The sequence below is a fragment of the Chryseobacterium sp. WLY505 genome, from assembly GCF_030846215.1.
GTDB lineage: Bacteria > Bacteroidota > Bacteroidia > Flavobacteriales > Weeksellaceae > Chryseobacterium.
Genome location: NZ_JAVCWI010000012.1, coordinates 1 through 22,363, shown reverse-complemented (window position 1 = coordinate 22,363; position 22,363 = coordinate 1). Strand labels below are relative to the sequence as shown.

Genomic DNA, 22,363 nt, shown 5'->3' with positions numbered 1-22,363 from the left:
GGGACATGCTGATTAACAGTGAAAATGGAGTTATAGAGCTGGAAGCCCTTGCTACCACACTTTATAAAGGAATGAGTCTTGATCAGCTGAAACAGTCTGATTTTTATAAAGAAAAATTTCATACGCTCCGGGATGTAAAAACCGGATATTATTGGTATTATTTTAAGAGTATAGAAATAGCAGGCTACCAGGTATCTTTCAGTTTGTGTTTTTTTGGAGATCAATTGGATATCATCCATATGAATACCTCTGAAAAGACCGATGCCAAAGACTGGAATGAATGGACAGAGGAAAAAGAAATGAATGTTTTCCGCCGGAATAATACTTTCCTGACCAAAGTCCTTGGAATATCACCCACCCAAAAAAAGAAAAACCCTTATCCCAGCTGCACCTTCAAATTTCTCTGGGGAAATGTATGGTCGGTCTACGATCCACGAAGTGCCAGCAGCTTTATGGGAATCAGTTGTAATGAAGAGGAAAAAACAAATAAAAAATAACTTATAACCAAAGAATAAGATAATACTATGTGCCGATATGCCATGATGGTTTACAAAGGACATTATGCCTGTTTCAACTGCCAGAAAACTTTCAAACGCCGCCACCTGAAAGATGTGGACCGGGATGCTCAGGTCTCTGTGGAAGCCAAGTGCCCGGAATGTGGAAGCCTGATGGCTAATATGGGACTTGATTTTAAATCGCCGGCAAAGAATGACGATAAACAATGGGCGCACATCAAGGATCTGTATACGGTTGGGATCACTTTTCATTCCTGTGGATGTTCTGGCCCCGGATATATCCCTCAGGATCGAAAAGCCATTATTGCTTATCTTGAAAAAATCCGCTCAGAATATATGCATGCACTGGTATTCTGGAGATACCGCATAGAACCCGAAAATAAAAAAGAACGCGAGCTGGACTATCAGAAAAACAGCTCACACCTATGGGCCGTCAACCGTAATGCTTTCAAAGAAACGGTGTCCAATCAGGAAGGAATCAATTATTGGCTTAAAAGGATTAATGAAGTGGAAGAAAGACTCCATATTATCAAAGCTGATCAAAAGAAATAACAGATATTATTCTGCCAGTTTCAGAAGCTTTTTGAAACGCTCTGTTAAGTTTTTCTCCTGTTCGGACGGATAATCAGCACCGATATTAAATCCACGTCCTGTAGTATTACTGATCATAATGATATTTCCATTTTCAAAGTAATTCCTGGTTGTGATAACCTCGGACTTATTAAAATCAAATGCTTGCGTATCATTATTATCTTTCATTGCTTTTGTATCATAGAAAAGCGGACGATTATACCTGTACTCTTTCTCAAAAACAAAAGACAGCTGCCCGTTCATAAGATAATATTCTATCAACATTTGTCCCATTTCTCCATAATGTCTGGCAATAACTTTTTCCAGCCCTTTATCGGTATAATAAAATACAGACTCTCCTCCTTCTGCAGATTCTCCTTCAATATCCTTCTTTTTGACAGAAGTCCATTTTGTCATGGAATTGATTCTTTTAAAATTAGCCTGAATAGGTTTTATCCTATTTTTTAAATTCTTGCTGGCCGTAGTATCTTTCTCATTAAATGTTTCCCCAATCTTTACAGTATCCTGTACTTTAGTAGTGAAAAAAACAGATGCTTGATCGCCTGACTTCTGAGCGTATACAGAACCCCAACTGATCAATATTATGAAAACTCCGTGTAAGAATCTATTCTTCATATTGGCTTTTTTATAGCTTTAAAATTAATAATAACTTTTGGTTGTATTGTATATTATGAAACCACAAAAGTTTCTTATTTGCTTATTGTAAGTTACAGCGAAGTATTTTAAAAGTATACAAACGCTGAAAACCCTTATAGCAGCTGAGATTCCTTCGGAATGACACAATTGGAATGATAGTATTACCCATACAGTTTGTCATTCCGTAAGAATCCATCCGCATTAAACTAACAAGAAAGAATCAACAAAAATTCCAATCCTGACTAGCATTACAAATGAAGATGTAAAAATTCCCCTCCTCCGGAAGGGTGGCGAAAATTCAAAGAATTTTTGACGGGGTGGTTTTCTATATGGTATCAATCTCATGTCGTAATTCTACGACAATTTTTAAAATTTAACCTCAAAAATGAATTTCCAATAGAGTTTTTTAATAGCTTTATCAGATAATTCACTTTGGATGGAAATTGATTTCTTACAATATCAGGTACGGAATGGAGACACGCTGACCTCTATCGCTTCCCGGCTGGGCATGACCAGTGAGGAGCTAAAGTGGTTTCACAATTCCCATTGTCAAAAGATGGATAAAGTTTGGTTTGAAAACCTTAATGAAGTTAAAAATATCTTTGTTCCTACAAATTTTAAAACCAAAGAACAAAAAGAGCAGGAGAGAAAAAAAAGTCTTCCCAGCCAACTTTCTGATTCTTTTTTCGCTCAAAAGTATAATGTTAATGAAACTTTTGAAATTCCGTTCGAATCATCAGTTAATATTAATTATATGATTGATATTAATCTTAATAAAGACAAAAATACAGGACAACATATATTAAGCTACAACCAAAAGGATTTTACATGCAACGGAAATACACCTGATGATAAAATAAGCAGTATTTCCATTGCCTGTATGCAAAGTATTATGCCTCTTGAATTTGTGATCAATGAACAGGGTAAAATCACCGGATTTGCAGACCATAAGAAAATTATCGACACTTTTTCCGAACAACGCAAAGAACTTGAGGAGTTTTATATAGGTGAAATTTTTCAAAATTATTTGAATACGTTTGAAAGAAGTATCAATGATGAAATGTTTTTATTACAACAGTTTCAAAGCACACTCCTGTTTCAGACCCTGTTTCCAAAAATCGAATGGTTTCAGAAGAAGGCAAAGTGGAAAGAATATTTCCATTTAGTGCAGAATTCTTTTCCGGTACAATGTGAACTCGATATTGAACATGAAAATGAAGATGACAACTCTATTCTGACCATTTTAAAGGGTAGAATCACTGAATTATGTACTTCACGGGAGATTATACGCGGTATCAAGCTTAATGAAAAGACTTCCCAATCAGCTTCAGGAACTATCGTACTGGAATACACCACACACATCAAAAATAAGAATCTACTTGAGGCGAAAACATCTGTTTTGCTCAGTCATGAAGATCAATTTATTCACCAACATCACATCAATATAACACAAGGATAATATGAAAAATTATGTCACACAGAAAGGCGATACGTTCAGTTCTCTGGCCCGGCAGTTTAAGCTGAAAGATGAGGGTATTTTGAAAACCTATCATAATCTCCACTGCCCTCCTGAAGATGTTATGCAGGAAGCTGTTCCAGGAAAAGCCATTTTAATTCCGGAAGATCCACAGCTTATGGCTGAGGAAAAAGAACCTCAAAACAGCTCCACGTCATCACAGGAAGAAGCTACAGAGGAAATCTCCGCAAGTGAAGAAAACGCTACAGAAGAGCAGCCAGAAGGCGGAGAACAGACATCTGAAAATACAGAACAACAATCTGATAAAGAGGAAAAAAAAGATAAAAAAGAAGACAGCGGATCCAGTCCTCATGAAGGAAAATATTTCGTTGTGCAAAAAGGAACCGTGCAATGCAATCAGGGATTTAAATTTCCAAAATTTAAAGTAACCAGCCATCAGAAACATTACTGGAATGATGAAGAAGGAAACGCTGATTATCTGGCCGTAACAGAGGATGACCTTCAGCTAGATCCTGCGGCACAACCATTCGGACAGTGTAAACTGAAGCCAACCTCCGGAGGATATCTTCCCTGTGCTTACGCTCCTGCTGGAAAATGGCAGAAAACGTATGAAAAAGTAAAAGTCCTGGGAAAAAGCTGTCTTACAGAAATCTCAGAACTGATGTGCAGCACAGGAGGAAAAATAACGATTCTCAAGCACGGACAGCAAAGTGAGGCAGGCAAAAGCCATGTGGGAAAAGCAAATACCCAGGAACAGCAGGTTTATAATCCCGTTGTGGATTTTGATGAATTCAAGGAAGATACAAAAGGGACAGACGAACTTTATTACAGCTAAGCCATGACAGGAACTATTATCGGGAATCAGAATCCTCTGGTAGGAACCACCTACTCCTACGAAATAAAACCTTCTATCCTCTCCTTTGGAATAAAAGGTGATTATGAATGGTATCTTTTTAAGAAACAAAAGAACGGAAGCTGGAAAGACATTACCAGCCAACCTAAAAAGGGCGAAAAAGTAACCTACAAATTTGGAGAAATAGCACTGGGAATAGAATTTCAAATGAAAGTCTACGAGACCAAGAAAGGAATTTTACCTGGACTTCCCACAACTAAAGAATTGGTTGCCAGCATCATATTAATCCCTACCAATAACAAAGTTTCAAAAATAGATAAAGTAGTGCTCTTCAACAGAGGAGGAGCAAACGTTAATAAAGCCAGTTATCGGGATACTCTCATTGCACAGGCTCACTGCATCGCCATGTTTAATAAAGAGATTGAATTCCATCTTTGGGAGGATGATGCGCCTGGAAAAGGTCATGACCCTGTTATCAATAAAAACAACCGCCATACTCGAAGTTATAAGGCTCGGGTTAATGAAAAAGGGATTGCAGAAGTACAAATACCTTTGATGTCTGACGAAAAAATCCTTCGCCAGATGGCCAATCAGTTTCTGATGAAAGGTGATAAAAATGAAGGTGCCAATCATGAATATTATGTTACCGCCACTTATTCAGGCCAAATTCAGGGAGCCAGCCAGGTGAATGTAGATGTGGCCAATCCGGATTATAAAGGACAGCCTCAAAATCAGCCAAAACCCAAGCTGCAGCCTGAGAAACACACGCCAAAATTCCCGGCCGGACAAGGAGGTGGTCCCAAACAGCCGGATCCTAAAGGCAATATTATAGAAGCCCTTTTCATTGATGATACAGGAAAAGAACTTTCCAAAGTTGCTGTAGGAGATAAAGTAAGGGTAAGAATCCACTCCAAAAACATGGTAGGAAAACACATCCAATATGTAGTCTGGGAATATGATACCACTTCCAATGATGAAGTTTACAGAAGTGGAAATATTAAAATTCCTGCCGATGTATGTGATACTTCAGGATTTGTCATTTCCAAAGATATTTTTGAAAAAGGAATAGACTCCCCTATCGGTGACCCTGACTCCGGTACACAAAATTATTTCATTGAAATTATCTCCAAAGATCTTTCTGCAGAATCTCAGAAATTTGGGGTAAATTCGGAAGGCCTGATGCAGGTGGAGAAGGTGAAGAGTGCGGCGGGGGTGCAGAAGCAGCCTGAACCTGCAGTTCCGAAAGATGGTAAATGCAGATCATGTCAAATATCATTAAGCACTAATGATTTGGATAAGTTTATGACAGCTGCAGGGCATGGTTCAATACTTAATAAGGCACCATATAATACAAGAATACCGGCATATATTAATAATTTAAATAAATATATGACTGATTTTGAAATTAATAATAACTGTTATAGGAGAGCAAATTTTCTAGGGCAGGTTGCTAAAGAAACTAAATTTTGGAGTTATAAAGAAGACTTTATATATCCACCAAGTAGATTAAAAAGTAAATTTAGTAACTTCAAAACAGAGATAGGTAAAAAGCATGCAGAAGAATGGGGTTATGGAAGTGACAAATCAGAAATTACAAAAGAAAGAGAAATAAAAATTGCAAACTGGGCATATAGTAGAGGAGATAAAGCAAAAGATCTAGGAAATAATATATGTCCAGAAAATGATTTACAAAACCCTGAACAAGATGGTTATAAGTTTAGGGGACGAGGACTGATACAATTAACTGGAAGAAAAAATTATCAAGGATTTCAAGACTGGTATAATAAAAATTATACTAAAGTTGGATTAGCTCAACAAGATTTTATGAAAAATCCAGACTTATTATTTAATTCAGAATACATTGTATTATCTGCAATATATTTTTGGATGAAAAATAATTTAAGTAATATTGCTGATAAAGGTATTGAAAAGGAAAATGTTAGAAAAATAAGTAATGTTATTAACTCTGGAGAAGATGACGCTACAAAAGCCATTAGATATGACTATGTAAAAGCAGCACATGTTATGCTAAGTGAAAAAGCATCTGATTGTCCATTTAAAACTAAAGGCGAACCACGAAAAAAATCTAACGAATGGCATGATCCTATAGATAATCCACAAATTACACTTCACAATTTTAGCGGTGGCTATGATCCTGACTTTAGTTCTTTTGGTGGCCATAGGGGTAGGCCACATACAGGTCTGGATATTTTTGCAATTAATAAAAAAACTAAAATATATGCTTGCTTAAAAGGTGAAATTGTATATAATGATGTTATTCCTGGTTATGGTAAAACTATTGTATTAAAAGTAGACAAGGAACTATTAGAGAAACATAAAAAAAATTATACATTAAAGTATGATAAAGAAGTAACAAAAGGAGATTTATATGACTCCGGAAAAGATCGATATATTTTATATGGTCATTTGAATAGCTTTGAATTTAAAAGCAAAAATGTAGAACCTGGAGATGTAATCGCAATTTCAGGTGTAACTGGAGTTGCTGAAGGAACACATGGTCCACATTTACACATTGAATTTTCAAGCAAAATGCTTCCACAGAAAGGAGATAATTATAAGTATAGATGCAATCCTTTACTATATATATCCCTTTCAAAAGAAGATCTACAATTACAAAAACAATATAATAAAGCAAATAGAAGCACTGATAAAGTATGAGAACCTTAATATTATTAATATTTTTCACTTTCGCTGTACATAATTGTAAAGATTACAAAAGAGAAAAGATAGAAAACAAAAAGACTATTATCCATGAAGAATTAACATTTTCCCCTGTTACAGAAATAAGAAAAGACTTTAATTTACAAGGAAAAAGTTATAAATATGAGTATAAATTTGACAAAAATATTATAAGGATAGCTGCCAAAAACTATGATGGAGGCTTTTACAATGAGGTCTATTCAAACAATTCTCTAATTGGCAAATTACAAAAGAATTCTTGGAGCTGTACTCCTTATTATTATAAAAATAAAAACCTTGGTCTGCTTTTCATTGAAGAAGGAGATGAGAGTGGTATTTGGGGATATAGTATTTTTTTAGTCAAAGAAAAAGAAATAAAAGAAGTTGGTTTTATTGATATTTCTTCAACCCAGGATTCACCGTTAAATAAATTTTTAAGTTTTACTCAAGAAAATAACTTTATTATATTTAACTTTTTAGAGCCCCAGTTTTTTTCAAATGAAAATACCATCAATAAATCTGATCAAACAGTTAAAATTGACTTAAGTACATTAAAAATCATTAAAAGCTCAAATAACAATACAAACAGCAATATTGCATTTTCTTTAAAAGATCATAATTATACTATAAACTTCACAACAAAGTCAATTGTTCCAAAAACTGATGATGTTTATTTTGAAAACAATTTTCTGGTCATAAAGAAAACAGCCGAAGAAAATACCCCTCATAATCTTCTTACTTACAAATATTATTTTATTTCAACCTCTAAGACTTTACAGTTAAGTAAGATAAACTTTTCTAAAGAAACCTATGTTGAACATGATGATATCTGTAAATTATCATATACTTATTTACCTAATAACGATTCTACTTTTTCCCCTGACGAGATAAATACATTTACAGAAAAAGATCTGGATATGTATATTAGGAAATTGGATTTAAAACAAGCACTGGATATTGTCTCAAAGATTAATAAAGACTATCAGTGTACCCCACCATTAACTGAAAATGAAATCAATCAGCTTTTAAAACAATATCCACTCAATGAAAAAACGGTAAATGATTATAATAATATAGCTTACTATCAGGAACAAAATAAAGATTATAAAAGCTCCATTAGCATCCTTGATAAGATACTGTCTCAATATCCTGACAGGGTTGTTGCCTGGTTAAATTATGCAGATGCTAAATGGGGACTTAATAACAAACAAGAGTCAAAAGAAGCTTATATAAAATATTATAATCTTATGAATAGCCAATCGAAAGATATGTCCAGAGTACCACAAAGAGTTAGAGACAGGATGAAGTAAAAGTACTAAATGGAGTAAAGAAATTAAGCCTACTGATTTTTAAAACCTTCAAAGTAAATTTAATGAAAAATATATTCCTGTTTACTGCTTTAACACTCGGTTTCACCTGCTCTTCCCAACATAAAAACAAAGGTATTGTAAAACTCCGACAGCCATCAGCTGAAACTAAAAGAAGCTCATTCGAAACCTACATCAATAATGAATATTATTTCATAACAACCTTTGACGTCAACAAGGATGGCATCTCTGACAAAATTGTAAGTAACAAACCTTATCAAGGAGAAAATTTATTTATCTTTTTGGGGGATAAGGAAGGTAAATATACATTAGCACTGGAAACAAGAAACTTCTCTGAGGATGGAGGTAATGTTATCAAGGATATCCTTCCAATATCCGGAAATAAAGGGCTCACTATAAAAACATCCTTCCCTGACCGCGGATATTATGAAAAAGAATATCATATTATCCTGGATAATAACACCTGGCTTCTTAAAAATATTATCTATAAAACAATGTCAGATATTTCTCAGGATGCAGTAAAATATATTTGCGATGTTCCCCAAAATATTGATATCCAGAAATCCGGATGGACTGATAAAATAATACCCATTCCTGAGGAAAATGTAAGAGCCAAAAAATGTAGAGTAGAGAAAAGTCGCAGTAAAACAGCCTTTTACATTCAGGATAGTGATGGTTTTACCAACCTAAGAAAGGAGAAAAACTCTTCTTCCCGAATCCTGCAAAAAATCAATACAGGTGAACAAGTAGAAGTTTTAGATCAAAACGGAGATTGGTGGTTAGTGGTTTCTAAAGAAGGTAAAAAGGGATATGTTCATAAAAGCAGGATAAAATCTGAATAAATAACTTAATTAAATGATGAAAATCTTTTCAATTCTATTGTTAACAATATTCTTTTCATGTAATCTTAAACAGGAGAATTCAAATAAACTTGGAAATTTCCCTATTGATTTTAAACAGGAACAATTAAACTGTACTGGTGAAAAATACGACTCAAATCAATGTTCTGATAGAGACAATAATTTATCAATTTCTTTTAATAGAAATGCAATCCTATTTACCAGTAATAATAAAAATTACATTGATAAATCAAATAGTTCAAGTGATCTAGGATATGAAACTTTCTTATTTAAAAACAATGATGAAAAAGTAATTTTAATAGACAATTTTTTAGAAAATGGTCACCTATTTCTTATTTATTATGTTAACAATAACAGTATAAAATTCTTAGGAAAGAAAGAAATTACAAACACTACAGATCAAAATCCAAATTATAGTTTTAGAATTGAAAAAAGGGATACTATAATAGATATATTTTTAAATACAAAACTTAAAAATATATCATTTGATATAAAAAAGGCAATTGATCTTAATATTAATGAAATTTAAAAAATTACAGATCCTAAAAAACATCATCAAAAAAACAATTCATCCCAGCTCCAGATAATTTAGAAAAGAAAATTTCGTTTCATTAAAAAAATATTTTTACCTTTGCTACGTGAATTTTAACAACGGAACATATTATTATAGAATTTTTACCTCAGCTCTGGGATAGGGATTCTTATGAATATAATTTAAAACCTCGTCCTAGGGACGAGGTTTTTTTATTTTAAAAAATATAGAGAAAGATGAAAATAAGTATTATTGGAGTAGGATTAATCGGTGGTTCGATGGCCTTGAAATTAAGAGAGAAAAACATTACCAGCTTCATCTACGGAATCGATAACAATACACAGCATATCAGTGACGCATTAGAACTTAAAATCATTGATGCCGGAGTAGATCTTGAGCATGGAATTAAAAATTCGGATCTGGTTATTCTTGCTATTCCTGTAGATGCAGCAAGAAAACTATTGCCTTCTGTTCTTGACTTAGTAACTGACCATCAGACGGTAATGGATGCAGGTTCTACAAAAGCAGGCATCGTAAATGCTGTGAAAGACCATCCGAAACGTTCAAGATTTGTGGCTTTCCACCCGATGTGGGGAACAGAAAATAACGGTCCGAAATCCGCTATTGCAGAAAGTTTCTCCGGAAAAGCAGGTGTCATTTGTAACAAAGAAGAATCCGCAGAAGATGCGCTGAACATTGTTGAACAAGTGGTTAATGCCCTTGATATGCACATGATTTACATGGATGCACAAGATCACGACGTTCATACTGCCTATATTTCCCATATTTCCCACATTACATCTTATGCCCTTGCCAATACGGTATTGGAAAAAGAACGTGAGGAAGAAACTATTTTTCAGCTTGCGAGCTCCGGTTTTTCAAGTACGGTACGTCTTGCCAAATCACATCCTGAAATGTGGGTTCCCATCTTTAAACAAAACAAAGAAAATGTGCTGGATGTGCTGAACGAACATATCTCCCAACTCAGAAAATTCAAATCTGCCCTTGAAAAAGAGAATTATGAATACCTTGAAGAGCTGATCACCAATGCTAACAGAATCAGAGGAATTTTAAGGTAACCAATTCCACACGATACTAAAAGCCCAACGGTTTTTACTTTTATTTTATTAAGAAACCCTTAGTCAGTAATGTCTAAGGGTTTTATGTTGTAAAATAATGGTATTTCTATTAACACTCCGGAACGTTAACGGCAATGGCAAGTCCTCCTTCGGAAGTTTCTTTAAAACGGTCACTCATAGACTGAGCCGTTTCCCACATGGTAAGAATCACCTCATCCAATGTTACCTTTGCCTTGGTAGGATCACTTTCTAATGCGATATTGGCTGCGGTAATCGCTTTCATCGCGCCCATAGTATTTCTTTCAATGCATGGAATCTGCACCAGTCCTTTGATTGGGTCGCAGGTTAATCCAAGGTGATGTTCCATCGCAATTTCTGCCGCCATCAATACCTGCCCTACGCTTCCTCCTAAGATTTCTGTAAGTCCGGCTGCTGCCATTGCAGATGATACTCCGATTTCCGCCTGACATCCTCCCATCGCCGCAGAAATAGTTGCATTTTTCTTGAATAAGGTCCCGATTTCTCCTGCTACAAGCAAGAATCTTATAATATCCTCCTCACTCGTAAATGGTGTAAATGCCTGAGAGTACATCAATACCGCCGGAATAACCCCACTTGCCCCATTGGTAGGTGCAGTAATAATCCTTCCGAAACTTGCATTCTCTTCATTCACAGCCAGTGCAAAACAGGCAATCCACTTGTTGATATTAGTAAAGTTCTCTTCAGCGTCTACTACCTGCTGGAACCATTCATCTTTATTTTTATAAATCTTATCTCCCAGCAGCTTTCTGTTGATTCCTGCTGCTCTTCGGGTCACATTCAGTCCACCCGGAAGAATTCCTTCCTTGTTTACTCCTTTATAAATACATTCTTTGATCTGCTGCCAGATGTAAAGCGCTTCCTGTCTTGTTTCGTCCTGAGTTCTCCAGCTTTCTTCATTCATGAAAATCAAATCTGACATTTTGTCAAATCCCAGCTTTTCACAGTATTTTGCAATATCTGAAGCTTTATGACAAGGATACAGCGTACGTACACACTGCTTCTGAATAGAGTTTTTTTCCTGGCTGGCAATGAAACCGCCTCCTACAGAATAAAAATCCTGCACAAGTTCAGTTCCGTCTTCGAAAACAGCTCTGAAGATCATTCCGTTCGGATGAAAATCAAGGCTCTTTTTCATGTTTAAAATCAAATGATGTCCGTAGATGAACGGAATTACCTTTTCACCACCAAGGTTAATGGTTTGAGTACTCTTGATGTAATCTATCTTTTCATCAATTTTTGAAGTGTTGATCGTCTTAAAATCTTCTCCGTTCAACCCAAGCATTCCGGCAATATCAGTTCCGTGCCCAATCCCCGTTTTGGCGAGTGAGCCAAAGAATTCAAGAAAAACTTCTTTAACTTCTTCGATTGATCTTTCTCTTTTTATAATCCTGATAAACGCAGCTGCTGCATTCCAAGGTCCCATTGTATGCGAACTGGATGGGCCTATCCCTACTTTAATAATCTCAAAAACCGATATTGATTCCATAAATGATTCGTCATTTTCCTCAAAAACAAAGATACATGATAAATCCTAATATATGCATAGCAAAATCTTAGATTTATTTGGTTTTGACAGTCCGTAAAACAAGTATTTTTGTAGATTAGCCGGTTATATGAATTTCAATCTGATCTATCATTATACTGTTCTTTTTAATCATTTTTTTTAAATGGAAACATTAATTAAAAGCATTTTGCAGCATGTCCAATTAAGTCCGGAAGAAATAACGGCCTGTAAAAGTTTCTGGACAGAAAAAACATTGGAAAAAGGTGATTTCCTATTGAGAAACGGAGAAATCTGCCGCCATGACAGTTATATCATTTCAGGTGTTTTAAAAGCTTTCTGCATCAATGAAGACAACGGAAATGAAGAAATTCTCTTTTTAGCCATTGATCACTGGTGGGCTACAGATATCACCAGTTTTTCAAAACAGAAACCTTCCATTTATAATATTCAGGCGGTAGAAAAAACAAAGCTCCTACAGATCAGCCATCAGTCTTTTCAAAAAATGCTGAAGGAAATTCCCTCCTTAGAAAGATACTTCAGAATCATTCTGGAAAGTTATCTCGGAACGCTGGAAAAAAGAGTCGTGTTCAATCATATGCACAAAGCGGAACAGAAGTATTATGATTTCCTGGAAACCTATCCTGATATTTCCTCCAGAGTTCCTCAGTATCTGATTGCTTCCTATCTCGGTGTAACTCCCGAATTCATCAGCCGGATCAGGAAAAAAAATAAATCCTCTTGAACTAGATCAATTTTTCAGAACTCAATAATCAGGAATTTTGCTTGTATAAATTCTTAACAAATGAAAATATTGATTATTAATGCCAGTGTAAGAAACGAAAGATCTTACAGCCGAAAACTGACCCAGCTTTTCGTTGAAAACTGGACAAGCAAATACCCTCTTGACACGTTCACCTACAGAGAAGCAGGAACTGATACTATTCCCAATATTGATGAATCATGGATTGCAGGCGCATTCAAAAGATCTTCAGACAAAACTGAAGAAAACCAAAAACCTTTACAGCTGAGTAATGAACTCGTCAAAGAACTCAAAGAACATGATGTATATGTCATCGGAACACCTATGTACAACTGGTCTATTCCGTCCGGATTAAAAGCATATATTGATCAGGTCATGCGAATCAATGAAACATGGAAATTCCGATCCGGAGTTCCGGATGGTGACTATGTAGGACTTCTTGAAAACAAAAAGCTTTTTATCCTCTCAACCCGTGGTGATACCGGATACGGAGAAAATGAAAAGAACGGACATATCAATTTCCAAACGACTTATCTGAAGCATATTTTCGGAATTATGGGTGTACATGATGTTACCATTCATTCCTTAGATAATGAAGAATTCGGAGGTGAGGTCTTTGAAAATTCTAAAAATAAAATCTTCGAAGCCATTGAATCCATTCAATAAATTATTTTTGATTTAATATAACAATCAGCAGGCTATCTCAAAAGCCCAATTATTGGGCACTTGTCATTGACTACGTCGAATCTTTGATTTCTGACGAAGGGAGAATCTTATAAATAACCGTACGGATGAGATTCTTCACTACATTTCATTTCTTTCAGAATGACACTTTTGGGAAAGTCCTCTATTTTTATCAGTTAAAACTTTCCTCATGTTGAGAAAGATCAAGACCTTTATTTTCGGACTCTTCAGAAACTCTGAGGGTAATAATAGAATTGGTAATCTTATATAAAAGCAGTGAGCCGAAGAATGTAAAAGCGGAAACCAACACCAATGCGGCCATATGATGAAGAAATACTTCAATCCCACCATGAAGCAGACTGGCTTTTTCACCATGAGCAAAGATGGCTGTAAGAATCATTCCCATAATTCCCCCTACTCCATGGCACGCAAAAACATCCAGTGTATCATCTATTTTCTTTAACCCTTTCCAGTTGACCATTATATTAGAAACGATTGCTGTAATAAACCCTATAAAAAGGCTTTCCTGAATACTTACAAAACCACATCCCGGAGTAATGGCCACCAAACCTACCACTGCTCCTATGCAGGCTCCCAAAGCAGAAACACTTCTCCCGTTAATTCTGTCAAAAAAGATCCAGGTCATCATCGCTGAAGCAGAAGCAATGGTAGTTGTTCCAAAAGCAGTAGCCGCAGACGCAGAAGCACTCAGCGCAGATCCGGCATTGAAACCAAACCATCCGAACCACAGCATTCCTGTTCCCAGAAGTACATACGGGATATTCGAAGGTTCATGATGCGGATTTTTTCGGTTTCCTACCACCATAGCGCCGGCAAGGGCTGCAAAGCCTGCACTCATATGCACCACGGTTCCACCAGCAAAATCCTTTACTCCAAAGTATTTATTCAAAAGGCCTTCCGGATGCCATACCATATGACAAAGAGGCGTATAAATAAAGATACTGAAAAGAACGATGAATAATAAATAGGAAATAAAGCGAACCCTTTCTGCGAATGATCCCGTAATAATAGCCGGAGTAATAACCGCAAACTTCATCTGAAACAGAGCAAACAGGATAAATGGTATCGTTGGTGCCATCAGTTTATGAGGCAAATTTCCGACTCCATTAAAAAAGGAATAACTTAAAGGATTTCCAATGATGCCATAATGTTTTCCGGCAATCGTAATGCCCAGAGATTCTCCGAAGGATAAAGAAAAACCTACAACAACCCAGACCATAGAGATCACTCCTAAAGCAATAAAGCTCTGCAGCATTGTAGAAATGACATTTTTCTTCCCAACCATTCCACCATAAAAGAAGGAAAGTCCCGGTGTCATCAAAAGAACAAGCCCTGCCGCAGCCAAAATCCAGGCTACATCCGCACCTACAATTTTATCTTCACTTAAAAACGCTCCCGTATCAGGAATATCTGCAGCCGGATTCCAGAATAACCCTCCGATGGCTACAAGCGCGATAACAGAGAATGAAACAATCCATTTTAAGCCAACTTTCATAAAATTTATATTTAACCCTATCAAATTTAAACATAATTTTCATAAAAACTATAATTTTGAATAGCACACCCCTATAAAAATACCATTACACGAATAATATTTTTAATTTTCACAAAACACTTCCTTTAGTATTTTCGAAACTTCTTTGGATTTTGTAGCGGGAAAAAGATGGGTTCCTCCTTTTATCACGTAATCCGGATTCGAATAACGGATGGGAAAAACAATGTCTTTATCACCTAATATCTGAATAACATTCGGGTTTTCATCAAACTTCCATTCAGAAACTTTTTCCACAGACCATTTCAGATAATAAGGGTCTCTTACTTTAAAATATTGAAGAAGTTTAGGATTTTTAGGATCAAAAAGCTTTCGGATAACTGCATACACGTTGGCTGCTTTATCGTTGAACAATCCTACAGGAAGAATTCTTGGAATCCTGGTAACCTCACCTGTCCTGATGAATCTGGATTTTTCCTTATCAGATTTTATACTTCCCAGGATCACAACTTTTTCTGCAGGTTTCAATTGATTGATCTCCTGCACAATAATTCCACCGAAAGAATAACCTAGCAGATAAAATGGTTCTGCATCATCTACTTTCTCTGCCATTCTTTTAACATAGGCATCGAAAGGCTCATTTTTTTCAGGAATAAGCCAGTCTATAAAAATCAATTCACAGTGTTTGGGAAACTCTATTCTTTCAAGGACCTTGAAGTCTGCTCCCAGACCGCTTACGATATAAATTTTCATACCACTAATTTATGAAAAATACAGAAACAAGTGAAAGGCAGCACCCCATCTTTATGGGATGAAGAATAAAAAAAGAGCAGTCCTCACGAACTGCTCTTCCGTATTAATAAAATATCTCTTATTTTTTCTTCTTTGGAATTCTGTTTTCGTTATCCAGCATTTCTGTAGAAACTTTGAACTGAATGTCCATTTCGTTCTTGATGAAATAATCTTTCAATGAAGACTGATAGAATACTTTAAAGTCTCTTCTGTTCAGAGAGAACTTTGCAGACTCAATCGAAGTTGTAAACTGAGTAACATAAACATTCGCAGGGAAAGAGATTGTTTTTCTCACTCCTTTAAGGGTAAGATCACCGTACACTGTAGAATTGTATTCACTGTTTGCTAAAGGAATAATTTTAGTCAAATGGAATTTTGCAATAGGGAATTTTTTCACTTCAAAGAAGTTTGTACTTTTCAGGTCGTTGGTAAGCTTGATCTGATCTTCATCAGAAACATCACCTGCCATCATACTTCTCATATCTATTACAAACTCTCCGTCAACAAGCACCGTATGGTCAAAGTTGAATTTTCCGCTTTTTAGCTTTATTGTTCCTGAGTGGGAAGTTTCTTCAGTTTTCACCACCTTATACCCCCACCATCTGATCTCTGATGAAGTCACTTTTGCAACCTTATCAAATTTCTTCTGGGCAGAAACAAATGACATGCTTGCGCACACCATAGCAAACAATAGTAATCTTTTCATTCTTTTTTATTTACAATTCAACAAAAATAAAAAAAAGTGTAGAACTTCTACACTTTTAATAATCTTTTTTTGATTAATTTATTGAGCAGTTACCTTTACAACCATATCAATATCATCCTTCACAAAAACATCCTGCATTGTAGACTTGTAAGCTACGTCAAATTTTTGTCTGTCGAAAGAGAATTTGTTTGATACTAAACTTACTACTCCTTTGCTGTAAGAAATCTTTGCAGGGAAAGAGATTGGGCTTGTTTTTCCTTTTACAGTAAGGTTTCCGGTTACAAGAGAATTATAAATTTTATCGTTGTTTTTCTTTACTCCTGTAATTTTGAAGCTAGCAGTTGGGAATTTTTCCACTTCAAAGAAGTCACCGTTTTTAAGGTGTCCGTTTAATTTCTGCTGATATTCTCCTGTAAGGTCAGTAGAGCTGATTGAAGTCATATCCAATACGAAGCTTCCGCCTACCAATTGGTTTCCTTTCATCACCATATCTCCAGACTTTACTTTTACAGTACCGTCGTGAGAGCTAGCCTCAGATTTTGCTACTTTGTATCCCCACCAGTGTACATCAGACGCTACTACTTTTTTTGACTGTCCGAAAGCTAAACCACCAGCTAAAACTGCTAATAAAAATATTTTTTTCATTGAATAGAGTTATTTACTTATTTAACAGTACAAAGGTAGGTATCTTATTCAATAGATTTCATTGATGTATATCAATAAAAATTATTATTTTCATGAATAATATCATCCCATAAAAAAACTCCGAATTTCTTCGGAGTTTTATTTTATAGCTGATAGTAAGCGGTGTAAAGCGCTATACCATTTAATGCAGTGTGGTTTTGCTTAACCAGATAGATGGGAGTATTTTTCAGCATTTCCTCCATTTTATCACTAATCTTGAATTTCTCGTAGAATTTCGCCTTATCAATATAGTCTGCAATCATCTGCGGAATATCTCCGGCAATCAGTAAACCTCCGGTAGCCTTTAATTTCAATGTTAAGTTATTGGCCTCTCTTGCCAGAAACTCAAGGAAAGTATCCAAAGCGATTCTGCAGATCAGTACATTCTCCTCAATAGCCGCTTTATAAAGTTCTTCCACAAAATTCCCCTGCGCAAGACGTTCTCCTAACCATTCAGGTTCAGGGTGTCTTTTCACGTCTCTTAAGAATCTGTAGATATTGAATAAACCTGACTTTGAAAGTACATTTTCCCAGCTTACAATACCATAGATATTATTTAAGAACTGGTAAAATTCAACTTCTACGTTGGTTCTTGGTGAAAACTCTGAGTGTCCTCCTTCTGTGGCGAAAGGTCTCAGGTATTTTCCGTCAAAGAAATATCCGGCTTCTCCTAATCCGTTTCCGGGAGCAAGAACCGCTACATTTCCTTTTTCAAGATGTCCGCTTGTATAAATAGCTTCAAGGTGATTATCTTCAAGAAGAGCCATCCCGTAGGCTGAAGCTTCCAGGTCGTTCAGCATTTCTACTTTTTCAAACCCGAAATCACGTGCGTATTCCGCAATATCCAGATGCCATCCCAATCTTGCAGGGCTGCTTTTACCATCCAATACGGGACCTGGCACTGCCATTCCCAGACGTTTTACGTTTTCAAGCTGATTATCCTGAATAAACTTCTTTAAAATGTCTGAAAAAGAAGAATATTCTTTGGTTGCATATGTATTTTCTACTTTTATCTCAAGACCTCCGTTCCCGGATACAAAATAGCCTAAGATTGTTATATCTTCACGGAGACTTGCTCCAATGATAGAAACACTATCATTATTACTGTTCTCTACTCCTGGTAAATAAAGTGGAAATTTTGGATTCAGAATCATAACCTCAAATTTTACCAAATATAATAATTGTTTTTGTAAATCCTGCACAGAACGAAAAAACCTTTCCACTTTCGTGAAAAGGTTTTGGTTAATAATTGTTTATATATTAAATCTAACTACTTTCCTAATGGAATATTGTAACCGAATCCTACTCCGATATTCCCCACATTATAGTCCTGACCTGGCAAATCTCCTTTAGTTCCTACGAAAACCTTTTGGTATTGTACGAAGAAATTCCAGTCTCTGTTGTGATATCCAATCTCCGGTTTAAGGTAGAAACCTCCGCTTGCTCTTTCAGTATTAGTGTTTGACGCCACTGCTTTATCTCCAACCAGGAATCCGTATCCTAAGTCAGTTCCGAAATAAAAACCGGTTTGTTTCGGATAAATTCGGATTAAAGCTGCTACAGGAACTACTCCTACATCATTGTTTTTATATCCGTTGTTCTCTTTTCCAAAATAGTGCGTATATCCTGATGCGATACCAAGTCCGAATCCAGGTGTGATCAGATTCTGGTATGCTACATCCACTCCTACTGCAGCGGAAAGATTATCTGCGGGAACTGCTAAACCAACATTTGCACCTACCTTGATCATATTGTTCATTTGAGCACTTTGGGCGCTTGCGATACCTGCTGTTAAAATACCAGCCAGTACTATTGCTTGTTTAAACATTTTCATAACTCTAATTTTTTAATTTTACTAAACAAGAAGATGTAAAAATCATGCCAAGCAAGGATTTTCCTCTGCTTTTAACATTGATTAAATTCATAAAATAATGACTATCAACAAATTAATTTTAACAAAATTTAAATAATTGTTTAACAAAATTTATCAAAAAAGGGGTCCTAAAAAGTGAATTAAAGAATAAAAGAAAGGAAGCCGGATGCCGGAAGAAATATAGCTCCATTAAATCAACTCAACTCTATTTCGAATATCCAAAACTTCCAACCTCAAACTTCATACCTCTAGCCTCAAGATTCAAGCCTTATACAATACTATTAACAATCCTTAACCGTTGTTATTTTAACCTTTTTCTTCAAAATACATCAAAAAATAAATTCTCTATGATGGCTGATTCATTATTAAAAAACAAGCATCTTCTTTGGCGAGCGGGTTTTGGTGTTGGTATTAATCAAATTGATGATTTGAAAAATAAAAACATTAAAACGTTAATGAATGAATTATTTAAAGAAGAAAGCTTCAGTGAAATCACTTATGACACTCCTGATCCGGTTTCTGTGGCAGATTATATGAACAGTACCGCTCCTGCAGAAAAGAAAAAAGAAATGCAGCGGATCAACAGGGAACAAAATAACGAACTGAACCTGAGTTTTCTGAACTCCATCGTTAACAGCAAGGAACAGATGAGAGAAAAAATGGCGTTTTTCTGGCATGGACATTTTGCATCAAGAGTACAAAATCCAAGGTTCAACAAACAGCTTTTGAATACGATCAGGAAAAATGCACTGGGCAATTTCAAAGATCTGCTTTTTGAAGTAAGCCAATCGCCTGCCATGCTTAACTTTCTGAATAATCAGCAGAATAAAAAAGATCATCCTAATGAAAATTTTGCCCGTGAAGTGATGGAACTATTTACCATGGGAAGAGGCAACTACACTGAAAAAGATATAAGAGAAGGAGCCAGAGCTTTTACAGGATGGAGCTATGATAAGGAAGGCAATTTTAAAGAAAGGAAAAATCTTCATGATGAAGGCAGCAAAACCTTTTTAGGAAAAACCGGAAACTTTGACGGAAATGATGTTCTCAATATTATTCTGGAACAAAAAGCTACGGCACAGTTTATCACAACAAAGATTTATAAATTCTTTGTCAATGAAAAACCAGATCAGGAGATTATTAATCAGCTCAGCGCCAATTTCTATCACTCAGGATATGATATCAAAAAGCTAATGACTGAAATCTTTTCAAGCACATGGTTTTATGATCAGAAGAATATCGGAAACCGTATAAAATCGCCTGTAGAACTGATGGCAGGAATGATGAGAATCCTTCCTATGCATATTCAGAATCCTGAAAACCTCATCGTGTACCAGAAACTATTAGGACAAATGCTCCTTTATCCTCCCAATGTAGCGGGATGGCCGAATGGAAAATCATGGATTGACAGTTCTACTCTGATGCTTAGACTTCAGGTTCCACAGATCTGGTCCGGACTTCGTCCTTTGGAATACAGCCCGCGGCAGGATGACGATATTGATATGGGAATGAAATCCCGTGAAACAACTTTAAACAAGAGCTTTAAAAACCCAAATATCACCATCGACTGGGATCGTATTGAAAAGCTTTTTGCTAATAAAAACTGTGAAGATTATCTTCTGCAGAATACCCAAAGTCTCGATATGAATTCTGTACGGAATTTTTCTGACAAGAGTATAAAAATGAATGTCATCAATCTGATGTCTACTCCGGAATATCAGTTATGTTAGGTAGGAGGTTTTAGGTTGCAGGCAGCAGGTAATAGCTGTCGCAGTATAACTTGACTATCATTTATTTATTTTTTACTGCTATAAAAATAAAATGCAGCCCGGTGCTATAACTTTACAACCTACTACCCGCTACCTATCATCTGCCACCTTAACCCCTAAAAACAAAATTATGCTAATCAAAAGAAGAGAATTCCTCAAAATAAGTTCCTTGGCTACCGCTTCTATGCTGATGCCTAATTTCCTTAAAGCTATGACTCTGGATGAAGCACTGAATCCTAACCAGAACATTCTGGTAGTTCTTCAGTTTACAGGTGGAAATGATGGTTTGAATACCATTATTCCTGCTAAAAATGATATTTATTTCAGAGAAAGGAAAACATTGGCTATTCATGACTCTATACCGCTTACTGATGAGGCAGGAATCAATCCGTCACTCTCCTATTTTAAAGAACTTTTTGATAACGGCGAACTGTCTGTAATGAATAATGTAGGTTATCCGAATCCGGACAAATCTCATTTCCGAAGCATGGATATCTGGCAGTCGGCAAGCAGAAGTGATCAGTTTCTGGAAACAGGCTGGCTGGGGCGTTTTCTGGATGAAGAATGCTATCGTTGTGAGCATCCCACACAGGCACTAGAAGTAGATGATATGCTAAGCCTTGCTTTAAAAGGGGAAAATAATAAAGCTTTTGCCTTTAAAGATCCTAAAAGGCTTTATCAAACCAGCCAGGAAAAATATTTTAAATCTCTCTACGACCATCATCACGATGATGAAACGGTGTCTTATCTCTATCAGACCTTACGCTCTACCATCAACAATGCCGATTATATTTTTGAAAAAAGTAAAGCTAAAAAGACAGAGCAGATCTATCCCAATTCTCAGCTGGGAAAAGATTTCAAGACGGTAGCTTCTTTGATAAAGTCTGACATCAACACTCAGGTGTATTACCTTTCTGTGGGAAGTTTCGATACCCATGTCAACCAGAATGAAAGGCAGAAAAAGTTATTCAACGATATCAATGACGCGGTACAATCATTTGTAGCAGACATGAAGAGCAGTGGACTTTTCAAAAATATACTGTTGATGACATTCTCAGAGTTTGGCCGTCGTGTGGCACAGAATGCCAGCAACGGAACCGATCACGGAACAGCCAACCAGATGTTCTTTATCAGCGGAAATCTTAAGAAAAAAGGACTGTTAAATGCACTTCCTGATCTGCAGAATCTGAATGATGGCGATCTTATTTATAAGGAAGATTTCAGAAAAGTATATGCAACAATCCTGAAAAACTGGCTTAAAGCGGATTCTTCCAAAGTATTGGGCTGGAAAGATGGCGTTTATGATTTTGTGTAGGGAAACCGAGATTCCTACCTTTAGATTTGTCTATGAAATAAATGAGTAGATTTATAAAATAGCAAAGCATTTAGTTACACTATAGATTCCTTAGAATATGATTCACATTCCGATAAAGAACTAAATGCTTTTTCATCAAAAGACTTAAAT

General features: G+C 35.9%; 21 protein-coding genes. 13 read left to right on the top strand and 8 right to left on the bottom strand.

Annotated elements, in window-relative coordinates; genetic code table 11:
* The first annotated feature begins 5 nt into the window (after nt 1-5).
* Complete coding sequence (locus RAH34_RS19200) at nt 6-497, top strand: hypothetical protein (RefSeq protein WP_306597186.1); 492 nt, start codon at nt 6-8, stop codon at nt 495-497.
* A gap of 27 nt (nt 498-524) precedes the next feature.
* Complete coding sequence (locus RAH34_RS19195; protein WP_306597185.1) at nt 525-1,067, top strand: hypothetical protein; 543 nt, start codon at nt 525-527, stop codon at nt 1,065-1,067.
* A gap of 6 nt (nt 1,068-1,073) precedes the next feature.
* On the opposite strand, the gene RAH34_RS19190 is transcribed toward RAH34_RS19195, so the two are convergent.
* Nucleotides 1,074-1,721, bottom strand: coding sequence for a hypothetical protein (locus tag RAH34_RS19190; protein ID WP_306597184.1), 648 nt, complete (start codon nt 1,719-1,721; stop codon nt 1,074-1,076).
* Between the two features lie 457 nt (nt 1,722-2,178).
* Here RAH34_RS19190 and RAH34_RS19185 point away from each other — a divergent pair, with 457 nt between their 5' ends.
* The 7 genes from RAH34_RS19185 (at nt 2,179) to RAH34_RS19155 (ending at nt 10,571) form a co-directional block, all read left to right on the top strand.
* Entirely contained in the window at nt 2,179-3,201 is a 1,023-nt protein-coding gene (locus tag RAH34_RS19185) for a LysM peptidoglycan-binding domain-containing protein (RefSeq protein WP_306597183.1), read from the top strand.
* Nucleotide 3,202: 1 nt separating this feature from the next.
* Nucleotides 3,203-4,054 (top strand): DUF4280 domain-containing protein, encoded by an 852-nt coding sequence (locus RAH34_RS19180; RefSeq protein WP_306597182.1) that lies wholly within the window; start codon nt 3,203-3,205, stop codon nt 4,052-4,054.
* 3 nt (nt 4,055-4,057) lie between these two features.
* Nucleotides 4,058-6,751, top strand: coding sequence for a hypothetical protein (locus tag RAH34_RS19175; RefSeq protein ID WP_306597181.1), 2,694 nt, complete (start codon nt 4,058-4,060; stop codon nt 6,749-6,751).
* The gene (locus RAH34_RS19170; protein WP_114821229.1) at nt 6,748-8,082 is read left to right on the top strand and encodes a tol-pal system YbgF family protein; all 1,335 of its coding nucleotides are present in this window, start codon (nt 6,748-6,750) and stop codon (nt 8,080-8,082) included. The genes RAH34_RS19175 and RAH34_RS19170 overlap by 4 nt, the downstream gene beginning before the upstream one ends.
* A 62-nt stretch (nt 8,083-8,144) precedes the next feature.
* Nucleotides 8,145-8,942, top strand: a complete 798-nt coding sequence (locus tag RAH34_RS19165; RefSeq protein WP_306597180.1) for an SH3 domain-containing protein — start codon at nt 8,145-8,147, stop codon at nt 8,940-8,942.
* A 13-nt stretch (nt 8,943-8,955) separates the two neighbouring features.
* Nucleotides 8,956-9,489: a hypothetical protein gene (locus tag RAH34_RS19160; protein WP_306597179.1), complete on the top strand. Its 534-nt coding sequence runs from the start codon at nt 8,956-8,958 to the stop codon at nt 9,487-9,489.
* 239 nt (nt 9,490-9,728) lie between these two features.
* Nucleotides 9,729-10,571: a prephenate dehydrogenase gene (locus tag RAH34_RS19155; protein WP_306597178.1), complete on the top strand. Its 843-nt coding sequence runs from the start codon at nt 9,729-9,731 to the stop codon at nt 10,569-10,571.
* Nucleotides 10,572-10,680: 109 nt separating this feature from the next.
* Here the strand turns inward: RAH34_RS19155 and RAH34_RS19150 are convergent, their stop codons facing one another.
* A complete protein-coding gene (locus RAH34_RS19150; protein ID WP_114821232.1) occupies nt 10,681-12,099 on the bottom strand; it encodes an L-serine ammonia-lyase in 1,419 nt (472 codons plus the stop codon).
* 181 nt (nt 12,100-12,280) lie between these two features.
* On the opposite strand from RAH34_RS19150, the gene RAH34_RS19145 reads away from it, so the two are divergent.
* Nucleotides 12,281-12,859 carry a Crp/Fnr family transcriptional regulator gene (locus tag RAH34_RS19145; RefSeq protein WP_306597177.1) on the top strand — a complete coding sequence of 193 codons (579 nt, stop codon included), beginning with the start codon at nt 12,281-12,283 and terminating at the stop codon, nt 12,857-12,859.
* Nucleotides 12,860-12,919: 60 nt separating this feature from the next.
* Nucleotides 12,920-13,543, top strand: coding sequence for an FMN-dependent NADH-azoreductase (locus RAH34_RS19140; protein WP_306597176.1), 624 nt, complete (start codon nt 12,920-12,922; stop codon nt 13,541-13,543).
* A 190-nt stretch (nt 13,544-13,733) separates the two neighbouring features.
* Here the strand turns inward: RAH34_RS19140 and RAH34_RS19135 are convergent, their stop codons facing one another.
* From RAH34_RS19135 to RAH34_RS19110, 6 genes are all read right to left on the bottom strand, one after another.
* Nucleotides 13,734-15,077, bottom strand: a complete 1,344-nt coding sequence (locus tag RAH34_RS19135) for an ammonium transporter (RefSeq protein ID WP_306597175.1) — start codon at nt 15,075-15,077, stop codon at nt 13,734-13,736.
* 102 nt (nt 15,078-15,179) lie between these two features.
* Complete coding sequence (locus RAH34_RS19130) at nt 15,180-15,827, bottom strand: alpha/beta hydrolase (protein ID WP_306597174.1); 648 nt, start codon at nt 15,825-15,827, stop codon at nt 15,180-15,182.
* A 118-nt stretch (nt 15,828-15,945) separates the two neighbouring features.
* A complete protein-coding gene (locus RAH34_RS19125; RefSeq protein ID WP_114821236.1) occupies nt 15,946-16,572 on the bottom strand; it encodes a YceI family protein in 627 nt (208 codons plus the stop codon).
* Between the two features lie 78 nt (nt 16,573-16,650).
* A complete protein-coding gene (locus RAH34_RS19120) occupies nt 16,651-17,217 on the bottom strand; it encodes a YceI family protein (RefSeq protein ID WP_306597173.1) in 567 nt (188 codons plus the stop codon).
* Nucleotides 17,218-17,360: 143 nt separating this feature from the next.
* A complete protein-coding gene (locus RAH34_RS19115) occupies nt 17,361-18,410 on the bottom strand; it encodes a glucokinase (RefSeq protein ID WP_306597172.1) in 1,050 nt (349 codons plus the stop codon).
* A gap of 116 nt (nt 18,411-18,526) precedes the next feature.
* Nucleotides 18,527-19,090, bottom strand: a complete 564-nt coding sequence (locus RAH34_RS19110) for a hypothetical protein (protein WP_114821238.1) — start codon at nt 19,088-19,090, stop codon at nt 18,527-18,529.
* A 386-nt stretch (nt 19,091-19,476) separates the two neighbouring features.
* On the opposite strand from RAH34_RS19110, the gene RAH34_RS19105 reads away from it, so the two are divergent.
* Both RAH34_RS19105 and RAH34_RS19100 read left to right on the top strand, forming a co-directional pair.
* Nucleotides 19,477-20,859, top strand: a complete 1,383-nt coding sequence (locus tag RAH34_RS19105) for a DUF1800 family protein (protein ID WP_306597171.1) — start codon at nt 19,477-19,479, stop codon at nt 20,857-20,859.
* A gap of 169 nt (nt 20,860-21,028) precedes the next feature.
* The gene (locus tag RAH34_RS19100; RefSeq protein ID WP_306597170.1) at nt 21,029-22,213 is read left to right on the top strand and encodes a DUF1501 domain-containing protein; all 1,185 of its coding nucleotides are present in this window, start codon (nt 21,029-21,031) and stop codon (nt 22,211-22,213) included.
* Nucleotides 22,214-22,363 lie beyond the last annotated feature (150 nt).

Bases quoted from the DNA above. Each gene is read 5' to 3' on its own strand.
- RAH34_RS19200 (WP_306597186.1), top strand. From the start codon at position 6: ATGCTGATTAACAGTGAAAATGGAGTTATAGAGCTGGAAGCCCTTGCT.
- RAH34_RS19195 (WP_306597185.1), top strand. From the start codon at position 525: ATGTGCCGATATGCCATGATGGTTTACAAAGGACATTATGCCTGTTTC.
- RAH34_RS19190 (WP_306597184.1), bottom strand. From the start codon at position 1,721: ATGAAGAATAGATTCTTACACGGAGTTTTCATAATATTGATCAGTTGG.
- RAH34_RS19185 (WP_306597183.1), top strand. From the start codon at position 2,179: ATGGAAATTGATTTCTTACAATATCAGGTACGGAATGGAGACACGCTG.
- RAH34_RS19180 (WP_306597182.1), top strand. From the start codon at position 3,203: ATGAAAAATTATGTCACACAGAAAGGCGATACGTTCAGTTCTCTGGCC.
- RAH34_RS19175 (WP_306597181.1), top strand. From the start codon at position 4,058: ATGACAGGAACTATTATCGGGAATCAGAATCCTCTGGTAGGAACCACC.
- RAH34_RS19170 (WP_114821229.1), top strand. From the start codon at position 6,748: ATGAGAACCTTAATATTATTAATATTTTTCACTTTCGCTGTACATAAT.
- RAH34_RS19165 (WP_306597180.1), top strand. From the start codon at position 8,145: ATGAAAAATATATTCCTGTTTACTGCTTTAACACTCGGTTTCACCTGC.
- RAH34_RS19160 (WP_306597179.1), top strand. From the start codon at position 8,956: ATGATGAAAATCTTTTCAATTCTATTGTTAACAATATTCTTTTCATGT.
- RAH34_RS19155 (WP_306597178.1), top strand. From the start codon at position 9,729: ATGAAAATAAGTATTATTGGAGTAGGATTAATCGGTGGTTCGATGGCC.
- RAH34_RS19150 (WP_114821232.1), bottom strand. From the start codon at position 12,099: ATGGAATCAATATCGGTTTTTGAGATTATTAAAGTAGGGATAGGCCCA.
- RAH34_RS19145 (WP_306597177.1), top strand. From the start codon at position 12,281: ATGGAAACATTAATTAAAAGCATTTTGCAGCATGTCCAATTAAGTCCG.
- RAH34_RS19140 (WP_306597176.1), top strand. From the start codon at position 12,920: ATGAAAATATTGATTATTAATGCCAGTGTAAGAAACGAAAGATCTTAC.
- RAH34_RS19135 (WP_306597175.1), bottom strand. From the start codon at position 15,077: ATGAAAGTTGGCTTAAAATGGATTGTTTCATTCTCTGTTATCGCGCTT.
- RAH34_RS19130 (WP_306597174.1), bottom strand. From the start codon at position 15,827: ATGAAAATTTATATCGTAAGCGGTCTGGGAGCAGACTTCAAGGTCCTT.
- RAH34_RS19125 (WP_114821236.1), bottom strand. From the start codon at position 16,572: ATGAAAAGATTACTATTGTTTGCTATGGTGTGCGCAAGCATGTCATTT.
- RAH34_RS19120 (WP_306597173.1), bottom strand. From the start codon at position 17,217: ATGAAAAAAATATTTTTATTAGCAGTTTTAGCTGGTGGTTTAGCTTTC.
- RAH34_RS19115 (WP_306597172.1), bottom strand. From the start codon at position 18,410: ATGATTCTGAATCCAAAATTTCCACTTTATTTACCAGGAGTAGAGAAC.
- RAH34_RS19110 (WP_114821238.1), bottom strand. From the start codon at position 19,090: ATGAAAATGTTTAAACAAGCAATAGTACTGGCTGGTATTTTAACAGCA.
- RAH34_RS19105 (WP_306597171.1), top strand. From the start codon at position 19,477: ATGATGGCTGATTCATTATTAAAAAACAAGCATCTTCTTTGGCGAGCG.
- RAH34_RS19100 (WP_306597170.1), top strand. From the start codon at position 21,029: ATGCTAATCAAAAGAAGAGAATTCCTCAAAATAAGTTCCTTGGCTACC.